The sequence below is a fragment of the Micromonospora sp. ATA51 genome (assembly GCF_016802855.1).
Taxonomy (GTDB): Bacteria; Actinomycetota; Actinomycetes; order Mycobacteriales; family Micromonosporaceae; genus Micromonospora; species Micromonospora sicca.
The window spans coordinates 1-12,548 of the sequence record NZ_JAEVHJ010000197.1 but is presented as its reverse complement, the minus strand read 5'-3'; the positions used below and the strand labels follow the sequence as shown (position 1 = coordinate 12,548).

The window sequence follows — 12,548 nt, the reverse complement described above, 5'->3', positions numbered from 1 at the left end:
GCCGGGCCCGCGCCACCCGGCGCGAGACGGGAGCCGAGCTGCGCCGCGCCGGGGCCGGCCGACGGCCGCCCGTCCGGCGGCCGACGCCCCGCCGGTCGACGACCGGGTGGCGACCCTGGCCACGAGGTACCTCGTCGACGGCTACACGGCCGACGAGGTGGCCGCACGGCTCGGGGTCGACCGCGGATGGTGCCGGGCGATCGCCGCCCGGCTGCGAGGGAGGAGGTAGCCGATGCCTGACCAGGTGGCGGCCAGCCCCGACGAAGAGCCCGTGGAGTGCGAGGACTGCGGACGTCCACTACGGACGCCGCGTGCTCGCGCCGAGCGGGTCGGACCGAAGTGCCGCGTGAAGCGGCTGGCGATGGGAGAAGCAGCATGACCGCGGTCCTGAGGTTCCGGGGCGGGGTCTACACGCCGTTGGTGGAGGCGAAGGCGGTCCTGCCGCTGCCGCCGCTGCCCGACGGCGAGACGGTCGACGCCGCCCACGGCGACGGGATCGTGGAGCTGGAGCTGCTGACGATCACGGGTCCGCCGTCGGTGGTCGCGTCCGCCGTGGACACGCTGGGCGCTCACCTGGACGAGCTGATCCCGAGCCTGGGGGCAGCTCTACACCGACCACGAGACGCCTCAACATGGAGGTTGAAGTGCAGCTGTTCACGAACCGCTACCAGCGGTTCAGGCCCGACCAGGGCGCGCCGGTCCGGACGACGGTCGGCAAGCCCCGGTTCCCGCTGCCGTACGACCTGGCCGGGTTCGCCCGGCTCCTCGCCCCGAGCTACGCGATGCTGCGGATGCAGGAAGGGCCGTACCGGCACATCTACCTGGAGCGGCTGGAGGCCGCCGGGGTGGACCTGATTTCCGACCAGCTGGCGGAGATCGCGGACGCGGCCGGCAGTGACCGCCTGGTCCTGCTCTGCTTCTGCGACCTGAACGTGCCGCCGCCGGACAACTGGTGCCACCGGCGCATGTTCGCCGCGTGGTGGGAGGACCAGACCGGCAAGGACGTACGCGAACTGGACCGGCGGCGCGAAACGCCGGCCCCAACCCTGTTCTGACGACGAAGGAGTTCACGTGGAACTGACCCTTGAGAAGCGACCGGAGACGGGCGTGCCGCTCGACCTCGACCCGTTCCTCCAGCCCGGCGAGTCCGGGTACTTCGCGGGGGAGTGGCTGGAGTACCCCTACGACGGCGGCCGGCGCTTCGAGTCGGTGTACGCCGGCACGCTGATCCGGCGGTGGAACGGCTGGGCGGTGTGGTCCTGCACCCGCGAGGTCGCCGCCGCGGTGGTGACCGACCAGGAGATGGCCCGACGGCACAACCGGCGGCTGCTGGAGGCGTCCGGGCTGACCGGTGACAAGCTGGAGCTGTACCTGAACACGGACGTGCCGGAGATGAGTTGGGACGGTGACGTGATCGTCGTCGACCGCCGCGCCTTCGGCGAGGACGAGGAGTACCTGCGGATCGAGCCGGACGAGCACGGCCGGTACGTGGTGATGGGCGGCAACTGGACGTGGGAAGAGGTGCCGGTCGACGCGGCCGACACGGTGCACGGGGTCGCTGAGCGACCGTAGCCGTACAGCTGGGGGCCGGTCCGCTGGGCCGGCCCCCTTCGCGTGGGCAAGATCAACGGTGATCCCGGCGGGAACGCGGCGGGGAACAGAGAGCTACAAGCGGCCACAACCGGCCACGAGTAGACACACGCTGAGCAGGGTCGATAGAATTGGCCCAGGTCAGAGGTCCGGGGCTGCGGGGTTCAAGTCCCCCCTCGGACACAATTTAGTACATGATCCACTTGGGTTTGCCTGAGCGGATACCGTGCGGGCTGTCGGCCGGTAGGTCAGGTTCAGCCCCAATTCGCGGTAGATCAGGGCCCTGTCGGCGGGGTTGGCGTCGCGGAGTACGGCCGTGATGTTTCCCAGGGTTTCCACGATGTGGCGGATCTCGTCGGGGCTCATTGTCTGGCGTCCGTTGAGGCGTCGCAGCTTGGCGTCGGCAGTGACCTGTTCTGCTAGGACGTCGGCGATCCATCGGCTGACGACGGCGGGGTCGGCGCCGCTGTCGAGGGCGGCGCAGCCCCACTGGCCTCTGAGCAGGTCATCCGCGATGCGCAGCGGGTCTTGGGGCCGTGACACCTGAACCATCGGCAGGGCCACGTTCGATAGCACGCACCCCCGGTCGCGTACGTGTGCGAGCCGTCTACCCCGGCAGCTTTGATCCCTTCACTCCCGGGCATTTGAATGTGGTGAACCGGGCACGCGACCTTTTCGACGAAGTGGTCGTGCTCGTCGCGGTCAACAGCATCAAGCATCCGGGCACCGACGAAGAGGAGCGAGCGGCCGCTGTTCGGGCCATTTTGCCGGTCGAGTGGACCTCCGTCATCGTTGCGGCCTGGAGCGGGTTGACCTCCACCTACTGCCGTCGCCATGAAGTAGGAGTGATCGTCCGCGGCGTGCGTCACACCACGGACCTTCGGGCCGAGTACCAGCTCGCCGCGGTGAACCAGTCGCTGGGTGTCCCCACGGTATTTCTGCCTGCGCAGCCCGAATTGGCCGCGGTGTCTTCGACTGCGGTGCGCGCGCTGGGGAAGTGACCTTCGTCCACGCAGCCGTAGACTGCCGGACATTGGCGAACCCCTCGTCGGACCGCCGCCGGACAATTTTTGAGACTGCCGTGTCAAGATCAAGTGACGTTGGAGTATTAGGCCTGTCCCGACCTGTGACCTTCGGTGGGCCCGCAGTGCCGGCATCGCCGCAATCAGCAGGCTCGCACAAGCGAAAAGGTGCGTCACTGAGCCGTAGCGCTTGTAGGCGGCCCGCCGCTGGCAACTTAGCGGGGCGCTGGGCTCCCGTGGCTGAAGCTATCCGTTGCGACGCGATGACGCCGCACAGGCGCCCGGGCCGGATGGACGTGCCCTGGTGCTGTTCGATTGACGAGGTGCGGGCGTTGGCGGCAAACACCTTGAACGTGTCCTCGCGGTGATCACCCACCGGTCATCCCTGATAGCCGGGCACGTCACGATGCCCTCCTGACGAGAGTCGGGTGGGAAGCGCCGTGAGGACGCTGTCCACTCCATAACGACCTTCGGCCACGGCGTTCATCCTTCTTGGCCACTCTGCAGTCAGCGGCCGATGGTGGACTGGGCTCATGCCGGACTGGTCGCCGGTGAAACATGACAGTTGCGCGCGCATTGGAACATTTGCGAGTGTGCGCCTGTGACCTGCGGCACAAAGCGTAACGGTGCGCAGGAACCCGGACGCCGTTGAAATTGATGGGTTCCTCCGCTCCAAACCCGCTCCATTTGTCTGGTCCGCCTGCCTGACTAGTGGAGGGGGCATGGTGACAGAGGCTGGTCGCCCGGCCGAGCCAAGCTTGCGGAGGTTCCCGCGCCCGCATGGACTGCACCGGCCGGGACAGGCTGGCGGGATGAAACGGCTCTCTCTCCTGGTCCTGTCCGCTGCCGCTGGGTGTGGCTTGTGGCTGCTGCTTAATGCCGAGGCCGCGTATGCGGATCCGTCGCCGGCAGCCCTCGGGGCGGCCGTGGATCGCGCCGGGCAGGACGGCCGCGCCGACGCGCGGGGTCACAAGGGGCACGGCGGCCAGGCAGGCAAGGGCCTGGCCGTGAACCTGGACGAAATGTCGGCCAGGCCGACGAGTATCGCGGCACCGAAGCGCAAGCCGCTAAAGGGCAAGGCGCCCAAGCCACCAAAGGTCGTCAGGTCGCGGGCAATAGGGGAGCAACGCCGCCACGAGGACCAGCACGCCAAGCTCCTCGTAGCGCCGGTCGCGGTACTGCCGGCGTCTTCCACTGGCGGCTCGGGCTGGGCGCCCATCGCGGCGCCGGCGGCGGGCGACGGAATGCCCGCTGCGCGGGCGTCGCTGCGCATGTCCCGTGCGGGGCCTGGGGCCCGTTCGAAGTCACGCCGCGTTAGCGGATCCTTCCGGCCGGGTTGCCAGCCCCCAGCGCCTTCCCAGCCCTCGGCGCGACAGGTCGTCACCGTCACCGTCGCTACCGCGGCGACCGGAAGCGATCTCGCCGCTCACGTTCGGGCTAGCGCCGTCCTCGCCTACGCCGGGCCTGGTCCTGAAATCTGCGGACGGGCTACCCCGGCAAGAAACGAGCGGGCCACCGGACGCTCAGTCCAACGTGCGCCCCCACCACCGCGCTGCGCTCCTGATCACGGTCAGTCCCATCGAGATGATCAGGAGATCGACATGCTGAAAGCAGTCATCTACCTCCCTGAGGGGCCGGACATGCGGCGCTGGGAGCGCATGTGCTTGAACTGGTGCAGCAGCCACGACTACCAGCTCGTCGGTCTGGTCCGGGACAACCGCGACCAGACCCGCTGGCAGGAGGTGCAGAGGATGATGGTCCACGGCCGGGCCGAAGTCGTCGTCGTTGCCAGCTACCGACACCTCCCGCAGAACGCCGTGCCGCGAGTTGAGGCAGCCTCCCGCGCGTTGTCGGTCGTCAGTGCACAGCACGACGATCTGAACGCCGACGATTAGCGAAGGCAACGGCGCCCCCGGAGCGAGCGGTGCCAGCTCCGGGGGTGCGCTTCTTCAGAGTTGAGCGCAGCGAACGAATTTATAGCCCGGCCTCCATCGACGCCACCCACCTCCGACCATCGTCGCCCCCGAGGCGGTCGCCCACCGGAAGACGACGCCCGTGCGCCCCGACCCGTGTCGACCTCGGCCACGGCAGGCAGGGGCGGCCGCGCGGTCATCCAACACCGCCTTTTAACCCTCGCTGCGGCTCACGATTACCCGTACAGGGGAGTCCCCATCGGTCGAACGGCCGATGGGGCCGGTCAGACTTCCGAGCACCTCAGGAAATCGAATGACGGTGATGTCAGCACCCCGCGCGTAACGTTTCATTTTGCTTGATCGATAGACCCGCCCGGCAGCTGATCGATGCGGGTCGATGCTCTAACAGGCCCAGCCCCTGCTGGGCCACTAGGCCCTCGATTGGGAACTGCGCGTGGGCCGGCGAGGTGCATTTCCGAGACGGACGAGCGGGGTGAGGGGAATGAGACAAAGGATCGCGGTCCTCGTGGCGGCTGTTGTGCTGGCTGCCGTCGGGGCTGCAGCACCGTCCATGCTGGCAGTCGCAGCCGACGCGGACGATCCGAACAACATCGTCGCATGCGACGCCGACGACCCGGACTTCGGGACGAACTGCGAGGAGGCGGGGGAGGAGGACGAGTCGGAGCTGCGCGACGTCTATCTCGACTCCCGGCAGGTACCGGGCGACGTCATCACGACCGGCGACCTCGAACTGGCCGCGCAGCAGGCCGCGGCGATTCCACCGGAGCTGCACGGGCTCGCCGACCCGAACTGGTCCGTCGTCGGACCGTCGAACGTCGGCGGCCGGGTAACCGATATCGCGCCTGACCCGACGCAGCCCGGCCGCGTCTACTTGGGCGTGTCCACGGCAGGTGTCTGGCGCAGCGACGACGCCGGCGTCAACATGACCAATGCGTGGCCGGATGATTTCCCGCATTCGATCGGCGCGGTGACAGTCGCGCCGAACGGCGACGTCTGGGTCGGGACGGGCGAGGTCAACCCCGGCGGCGGCAGCCTGAGCTACGGCGGCGACGGGCTCTACCGGTCGACCGACCACGGTGCCACCTGGACCCGCATCGGGCTGCAGGGGTCCAGCACCATCGGCGCGATCCGCTTCAACCCGCAGGACCCGAACATCGTGTACGTCGCGGCCGGCGGCTCGCTGTTCGCCCCTGGCGGTGTACGTGGGCTGTACAAGTCGACGGACTACGGCGCGACCTGGACCCGGGTCCTGCAAGGCCTCAACGATTTCACGGGCGCTACCGACATCGCCATGGATCCGACCAACCCGGACAAGCTCTTCGTGCCGATGTGGGACCACCACCGCGAGTCGCTGTGCCGCTGCTACGCCGGACCAGGCACTGGCATCTATCTCTCCACCGATGGTGGCGCCACCTGGACCCGGTTGGAGAACGACCGCATAGCCTCGTTCACCCCTGGCGACACGATCGGGTTCGCGTCGAGTGACAACCAGACGACGACAGCGCAGGCCCGGATGGCGGTCGCGATCGCGCCGAGTGACCCGAACCGCGTCTACATCACGACCGGCAACTGGAACCAGACCGCAAGCGGTGGGGGACAAACGCAACGCGGCTTCCGTGGGTTCTACCGTTCCGACGACGGCGGGGCGACGTTCCGCACGATGACGAACGCCAGCCCGGGCGGCGACACGGTGTGGACGTCGAAGACCTGGGTCGACCCAGCTAACCCTGACCGGGTGTTCATCGCCGGTGTCAGCCTGCGGCTGTCCCAGAACGGGGGGTCCACCTGGGCTAACGTCGGCAACCTTCACGCCGACCACCATGCGATGGCCTGGGACCCGACAACGCCGAGCCGAGCCTATGAGGGCAACGACGGCGGTTTCTACTGGTCGGTCGAAAACGGCGCCAGCGCAACCTGGACCGAGGCGTTGAACGAGCCCTGGACCCAGTTCTACACCACCGACGTCAGCGAGCAGGACCCCGACCGGATCGTCGGGGGCGCCCAGGACAACGGCTGCCTCCGCTCGTGGAACTCGGCTGGCGTCGTCACGGGAGACTGGGGGTCGTACGGCGGGTGCGGCGACGGCCTCTACACGCTGATCGACCCGACCGACCACAACTTCGTGTACGCGTGCTCGCAGTTCGGCAACTGCTCGCGCTCGGTGAACGCGGGGAACAACAGCTCGAGTTTCACCAACCAGACCGTCTCGCAGCGCCGCAACTGGCAGACGCCGGTCCAGTTGGACCCGAACAACCCGGCGGTCGTCTACTACGGCGGCAACATCCTCAACCGGTCGATCAACCGGGCACAGACAGGGTCCTGGTCGGTGATCAGCCCGAGCCTCAGCAACCCGGATTCGAGCACCGACCCGTCGTACCCGTTCGGCACGATCACCACGGTGGCCGCGGCCCCGTCGAACCCGAACGTCATCTACGCCGGCACGGACGATGGCTGGCTGTGGGGCAGCAAGGACCTCGGCCGGACCTGGACCCGCTTCACCGACCCTGACCTGCCGGATCGTTGGGTCACCCGGGTGGCCATCGACCCGAGGGACGCGAACGTGGCGTACGTGACGTACTCCGGGCTGCGAAACGCCGACAACGACGCCCACGTCCTACGAACCACGGACGGCGGCGCCGACTGGGTCGATATCAGCGGCAACCTGTCGATGGCGCCCACCCAGGACATCGTCATTGACCCGCTCAACCGCAACCGGGTCTTCGTCGCCACCGACCTCGGCGTCTTCACCGCGAACGTGGCCAAGGCGAACAGCCAGAACCCGAACGTGCGGTGGTACCACCTCGGGCGGGGCCTGCCCCGGGTTCCGGTCAACGACCTCGAATACCAGGCGTCGACCAACACGCTCTACGCGGCGACCTACGGGCGCAGCATGTGGAAGCTGCAGCTCGATCGGAATGACTGACGTCCGGATGTGCGACCACCCGGCGACTACCACACGACCAGGGCAAAGCATCGCCATCGACATCCGCGTCACACCCAGGGGGACTACCTCATGACTGAATCCGCAGATCAGCGAGTGGGAAAACCATCCGAACTATTACGCGCCGATGGAAAGCTGCAGCCCGGGTGGCCATGGCGAGCCATGACCGCGTTCCTCGCGCTACTGCTGGCCGTCGCCGGGCTCGGAACCGCGACCGGCCCGGCCGCCGCGTCGGGTAAGAAACTCGTCGACCCCGGCCTCTACGAGTCGCTGCAGTGGCGCAACATCGGCCCGACGACCGGCGGCCGATCGATCGCCGTGGCCGGCAGCACCGCCCGCCCGAACGAGTACTACTTCGGCGCCACGGGCGGTGGCTTGTGGAAGACCACCGACGGCGGCGCGAACTGGTCACCGGTCACCGACGGCCAGATCACGAGCGCCTCGGTCGGCGCGATCGAGGTCTGCCCCACCAATCCCGACATCGTCTACATCGGCATGGGCGAGGTCGAGTTCCGCGGCGATGTCCTGCCTGGTGACGGTGTCTACAAGAGCACCGACGGCGGCACGACGTGGAAGCACATGGGCCTCACCGACACCCAGATGATCGGCCGCGTCCGGGTGGATCCCACCAACTGTGACCGAGTGTTCGTTGCCGCGCTTGGCCACGGATTCGGCCCCAACACCGAGCGCGGCGTATTCCGCTCCACTGATGGCGGCGAAACTTGGCAGCGGACCCTCTACCGCGACGACCTCACCGGCGCGGTGGACCTGTCGATCGACCCGGCGGACCCACAGGTGATGTACGCCGCACTGTGGCACGCCTACCGCAAGCCGTGGCTGCTCAACAGTGGCGGGGATTCGAGTGGCCTGTTCAAGTCCACCGACGGCGGAAGCACCTGGACCGAGCTGACCAACAACCTGGGCCTGCCGGACGGCCCACTGGGCAAGATCGGCATCAGCGTCTCCGGTGCCGACTCCAACCGGGTCTACGCCGTCATCGAAGCGGCCAACGGCGGGATGTTCCGGTCCGACGACGCCGGAGCCACCTGGCAACTGGTCGACGACAGCGCGAACCTACGCCAGCGGGCGTTCTACTACACCCGCATCTACGCCGACCCGGTGAACCGTGACCGGGTCTACGTCCTCAACACCTCCTTCTACCGCTCCGACGACGCCGGCGCCAACTGGCAGACGATCTCCACACCGCACGGCGACAACCACGACCTGTGGATCGACCCGAACAACAACCGCAGGATGATCGAGGGCAACGACGGCGGCGCGAACGTCTCGACCAACGGCGGCGCCAACTGGACCGATCAGGACTACCAGACGGCCCAGATGTACCACGTCGCCACGACGAACAACGACCCCTACCTCGTGTGCGGCGCCCAGCAAGACCGATCGACCGTCTGCGTGTCCAGCACCGGAGGCACCGGCAACTTCACCGTGGGCGGCGGCGAGAGCAGCTACGTCGCCGTGGACCCCCGGGACTCCAACGTCTTCTACGCCGGCAACTACGGCGGTAACCTGACCCGCCTCGACCGCAGTGGTCTCAGCGGGATCGGCTCGCGCCGCATCGACGTCTGGCCGGACAACCCCATGGGCTCTCCGGCCAAGGACATCAAGGAGCGGTTCCAGTGGACGTACCCGATCATGACGAACCCGGCGGAGCCGAACGCGGTGTTCGCGGGTTCCCAGTACGTCTACAAGAGCACCAACAGCGGGCAGAGCTGGCAGCGGATCAGCCCGGACCTCACCTACGCCGACCCGGAGACCCTCGGTGACTCCGGCGGGCCGATCACCAAGGACCAGACCAGCGTCGAGTACTTCGCGACGGTCTTTTCGATCGCGCCGTCCACCCGTGACCCCAACGTCATCTGGACCGGCTCCGACGACGGCCTGGTGCACGTCACCCGGCAGGGCGGTAGCCCCGGGCCGCGGCCGCAGGCGTGGCGCAATGTCACCCCGCCAGGGCTGGAGAAGTACAGCACCGTCAGCATGATCGACGCCGGGCACCACAACACCGACACGGCATACGTTTCCGCCCACCGGTACCGGCTGGACGACTTCCGGCCGTACATCTACCGGACGCATTCCGGGGGAGCATCCTGGGAGGAGGTCACGAACGGCATCGCCGACAACGACTGGATCTACGCCGTGCGGGAGGACCCCGAGCGCAAGGGGCTGCTGTACGCCGCCGCCGAGCACGGCGTGTACGTGTCGTTCAATGACGGCGACAACTGGCAACCCCTGTCGCTCAACCTGCCAGACATCCCCGTGACCGACCTCACGGTGAAGAACGGCGACCTGGTGATCGCCACCCACGGCCGCAGCTTCTGGGTGCTCGACGACGGCGCCACACTGCTGCGTCAGCTGACCCCGAAGACAACGCGGAACGACATCGCCGACTTCGAGCAAACGGTGCCACCAGTGACGCCGCTGCCGTCGGTGAGCCCGCCACCCGCGGTGATCCCACCGACGAACACCGCACCAGACCAGGAGAACGACCTGGCGATCCTCAAGGACCCGAACAACCCGGTCCGCGGGGTGAGCAGCAATGCCACGGTCAGCTACACGATCAAACAACCGGTCGAGTCGGCCACGATGTCGTTCCTCGACGCGCAAGGAGAGGTGATCCAAACCGTCAACCTGCCGACCACTGCGGGCACCCGAACCCAAAACTGGAACCTGCGGTATCCGGGCTCAACGAGCTTCCCCGGTCTCATCTACTGGTCGGCGAACTCGACCGGCGCGCAAGCGCCAGTCGGCACGCACGGTGTCCGGCTCACCGCCAACGGGCAGTCTCTGGACCAAAGCTTCGAAATCCTGCGGGACTCGCGGCTCACCCAGGTCAGCGACGCCGACCTGCTCGCACAGTTCAAACTGGCAAAGGAAGCCGTCGATCGCACCAGCGACGCGAACAACGGCGTCATCGCAATTCGTGACTGCTCCGGCCAGATCGCCGACCGGATCGAACAGTCGGGCGACGACGCCGTCACGGCCGCCGGGAACAGGCTCCAGGACGCCCTGTCAGTTGTGGAGAACGAGCTGTACCAGACCCGCCTGCGCAGCGGACAAGACCCGCTCAACTTCCCCATCAAGCTGAACAACAAGATGGCCGGGCTGCGCGGCGTCATCGAGAGCACGCAGAGCCCGCCGACGGACCAGAGCTACGAGGTCCTGGAGGAGCTGTCCGGCCAACTTCAGAAGCAACTCGACCGGCTCGACGAGATCGTTACGACCGACGTGCCCGCCTTCAACCAGGTACTCCAGTCGAAGGGTCTCCAGCCGATCACCTGCGCGGCCTGACACCCCCTGTCAGTAAGAGATGTCAGAGGAGTCTCGGCCCGGCCGAGACTCCTCTGACACTTCACGACAAACGTTCCTTCCTTTTGGCCTGGCACCGAAACGCAGGAGCCATGGTCCTGCTTCTGATTTGGTGCGCCACTGGGAATCAAGGGATCCCGACCCTGCACGACCCCAACCGCCTTGCGGAACCGGCACGGCGAGCAAGACCAGCACGAGGCTCCGCCGGCGCTGCGCCAGGTCGGTGTGACCGGGGCGGCCCGCGCTGCCGCCGGCGCCGACCGTCGCGGCCGTCACCTTCGACTCGAGCGGGCGGGGCGGGGTCGCCGGCGTGGGGTTGAGCTGGGACATGTGTACCTCCCTGGATGACTTGCGGATGGTGGCCGCGCCGCGGGTGTAACGGCGCACAAGCGGGCGGCGCCTGTGGATCGGGAAGGCCGAGGTGCGCGACCTTTCGACCGGGTGGGACTGCTCGACCCCCGCAGTCCCGCCCGGGTGACAGCCGAACAGCAACCATCACGCGCCAGCGGAGGCATTGCACGATGGCTGACTCGACATCGCACCACCCCCCGCCGCGCTGGCCCGGCCGCAAGGGAGTGGCTGCTGCACCTCCGGGATGGAACCTGCCGACCCAGCCTCTTCGCCCGCAGCCGCAGCGCTCCGGCGAACGGTGGCCGTACCTCATCTTCGGCGGAGCCACCTTAGCTTGTCGTTTAACCTGCCGGCTCGATTAGCTGCGGGTTTGGCTCGGGATCGGTCTGTGCACTGTGGACAGTGAGCGCGGCCTTGGCGTGATCATGGATGTTGCTGAAGACATCAATGATCGACACCAAGGCGTGATGAGGTTCCCCCGATAGCGTGGAGGCCGGACCTAAGGGGATAGATGGTCATGGCTGAGACGAGGAGACGGTTCGACCGGGAGTTCCGTGAGGGCGCGGTGCGGATCGTGCGGGAGACGGGCAAGCCAATCGCGCAGGTCGCCCGGGATCTGGGGATCAACGACGGCACTCTGGCCAACTGGGTGGCGCAGGATCGGCGGGCCCGCGGTGAGGCGGCCGCGGGCGGTCTTGGTGAGGACGAACGCGCCGAGCTGGTCAGGCTGCGCAGGGAAAACGCCGAGTTGGCGATGGAGCGCGACGTGCTCAAGCGATCTGTGGTCCTGTGGGTCAAGGAGGCGACGAAGTGAGTGTGGCCCGCTTCGTCTCCGCTCAGAGGACCGAGCACGCCGTGCCGCACGCGGTGACCTGCCGGGCGCTGGGGCTGTCCGAGTCGTGGTTCTACAAGTGGCGTGACCGGCAGCCCACCGCGCGGCAGACCCGCCGCGACGCCCTCGATGAGGCGATCCGGGTCTCCTTCGACGCCTCGGGTGGCACGTACGGCTCTCCCCGAGTGGCCCAGGATCTGCACGCCGACGGGTGGCAGGTGTCGGTCAACACCGTCGCGGCGCGGATGGCCGCGCTCGGCCTGGCCGGACGCACACCGAGGCGCCGACGCAGCCTCACCAGGCAGGGCAAACGGCCGGTGGCCCCGGACCGGGTCCGGCGGCAGTTCACCGCCGTCGCACCGGATGTGTTGTGGTGCGGCGACATCACCGAGGTCGTCACCGACGAGGGCAAGCTCTACCTCGCCACCGTGATCGACCTGTACTCCCGCCGGCTGCTCGGCTACGCGATGAGCGCCCACCACGACGCCGACCTGACCCAGGCCACCCTGAGCATGGCCGCGGCGACCCGCGGCGGCACCGTCGACGGAGTG

11 protein-coding genes and 1 pseudogene are annotated in these 12,548 nt (G+C 67.8%); 10 read left to right on the top strand and 2 right to left on the bottom strand.

What is annotated here, in order from left to right; translation table 11 throughout:
• A pseudogene (locus JNW87_RS25340) lies at window positions 1–229 on the top strand (RNA polymerase sigma factor SigM); the annotation flags it as partial.
• 3 nt (window positions 230–232) lie between these two features.
• Window positions 233–379, top strand: coding sequence for a DUF6011 domain-containing protein (locus JNW87_RS41680; RefSeq protein ID WP_375373539.1), 147 nt, complete (start codon window positions 233–235; stop codon window positions 377–379).
• 28 nt (window positions 380–407) lie between these two features.
• Here JNW87_RS41680 and JNW87_RS25335 read toward each other — a convergent pair whose 3' ends face one another.
• Window positions 408–560, bottom strand: a complete 153-nt coding sequence (locus tag JNW87_RS25335; protein WP_238454533.1) for a hypothetical protein — start codon at window positions 558–560, stop codon at window positions 408–410.
• An 84-nt stretch (window positions 561–644) separates the two neighbouring features.
• Between JNW87_RS25335 and JNW87_RS25330 the strand changes: the two genes are divergently transcribed.
• Together JNW87_RS25330 and JNW87_RS25325 are read left to right on the top strand one after the other, a co-directional pair.
• Window positions 645–1,055 (top strand): hypothetical protein, encoded by a 411-nt coding sequence (locus JNW87_RS25330; protein WP_238454532.1) that lies wholly within the window; start codon window positions 645–647, stop codon window positions 1,053–1,055.
• Between the two features lie 16 nt (window positions 1,056–1,071).
• Window positions 1,072–1,572: a hypothetical protein gene (locus JNW87_RS25325; protein ID WP_238454531.1), complete on the top strand. Its 501-nt coding sequence runs from the start codon at window positions 1,072–1,074 to the stop codon at window positions 1,570–1,572.
• Window positions 1,573–1,731: 159 nt separating this feature from the next.
• Here the strand turns inward: JNW87_RS25325 and JNW87_RS25320 are convergent, their stop codons facing one another.
• The gene (locus tag JNW87_RS25320; RefSeq protein ID WP_238454530.1) at window positions 1,732–2,154 is read right to left on the bottom strand and encodes a hypothetical protein; all 423 of its coding nucleotides are present in this window, start codon (window positions 2,152–2,154) and stop codon (window positions 1,732–1,734) included.
• Between the two features lie 32 nt (window positions 2,155–2,186).
• Here JNW87_RS25320 and coaD point away from each other — a divergent pair, with 32 nt between their 5' ends.
• From coaD to JNW87_RS25290, 6 genes are all read left to right on the top strand, one after another.
• Window positions 2,187–2,591, top strand: coding sequence for a pantetheine-phosphate adenylyltransferase (gene coaD / locus JNW87_RS25315; RefSeq protein WP_238454529.1), 405 nt, complete (start codon window positions 2,187–2,189; stop codon window positions 2,589–2,591).
• Between the two features lie 1,622 nt (window positions 2,592–4,213).
• Window positions 4,214–4,507: a hypothetical protein gene (locus tag JNW87_RS25310; RefSeq protein ID WP_238454528.1), complete on the top strand. Its 294-nt coding sequence runs from the start codon at window positions 4,214–4,216 to the stop codon at window positions 4,505–4,507.
• 589 nt (window positions 4,508–5,096) lie between these two features.
• Window positions 5,097–7,469 (top strand): glycosyl hydrolase, encoded by a 2,373-nt coding sequence (locus JNW87_RS25305; protein ID WP_238454527.1) that lies wholly within the window; start codon window positions 5,097–5,099, stop codon window positions 7,467–7,469.
• A gap of 90 nt (window positions 7,470–7,559) precedes the next feature.
• Window positions 7,560–10,796 carry a hypothetical protein gene (locus tag JNW87_RS25300; protein WP_238454526.1) on the top strand — a complete coding sequence of 1,079 codons (3,237 nt, stop codon included), beginning with the start codon at window positions 7,560–7,562 and terminating at the stop codon, window positions 10,794–10,796.
• An 886-nt stretch (window positions 10,797–11,682) separates the two neighbouring features.
• Window positions 11,683–11,979, top strand: a complete 297-nt coding sequence (locus JNW87_RS25295; protein WP_238454525.1) for a transposase — start codon at window positions 11,683–11,685, stop codon at window positions 11,977–11,979.
• Window positions 11,976–12,548, top strand: a 573-nt coding sequence (locus tag JNW87_RS25290) for an IS3 family transposase (protein ID WP_238454524.1), incomplete at its 3' end; no start/stop codon positions are given. The genes JNW87_RS25295 and JNW87_RS25290, both read left to right, overlap by 4 nt.

Excerpts from the sequence above, each read along its gene's own strand:
- JNW87_RS25310 (WP_238454528.1), top strand. The coding sequence starts at position 4,214 with ATGCTGAAAGCAGTCATCTACCTCCCTGAGGGGCCGGACATGCGGCGC.
- JNW87_RS25300 (WP_238454526.1), top strand. The coding sequence starts at position 7,560 with ATGACTGAATCCGCAGATCAGCGAGTGGGAAAACCATCCGAACTATTA.
- JNW87_RS25295 (WP_238454525.1), top strand. The coding sequence starts at position 11,683 with ATGGCTGAGACGAGGAGACGGTTCGACCGGGAGTTCCGTGAGGGCGCG.
- JNW87_RS25305 (WP_238454527.1), top strand. The coding sequence starts at position 5,097 with ATGCTGGCAGTCGCAGCCGACGCGGACGATCCGAACAACATCGTCGCA.
- JNW87_RS41680 (WP_375373539.1), top strand. The coding sequence starts at position 233 with ATGCCTGACCAGGTGGCGGCCAGCCCCGACGAAGAGCCCGTGGAGTGC.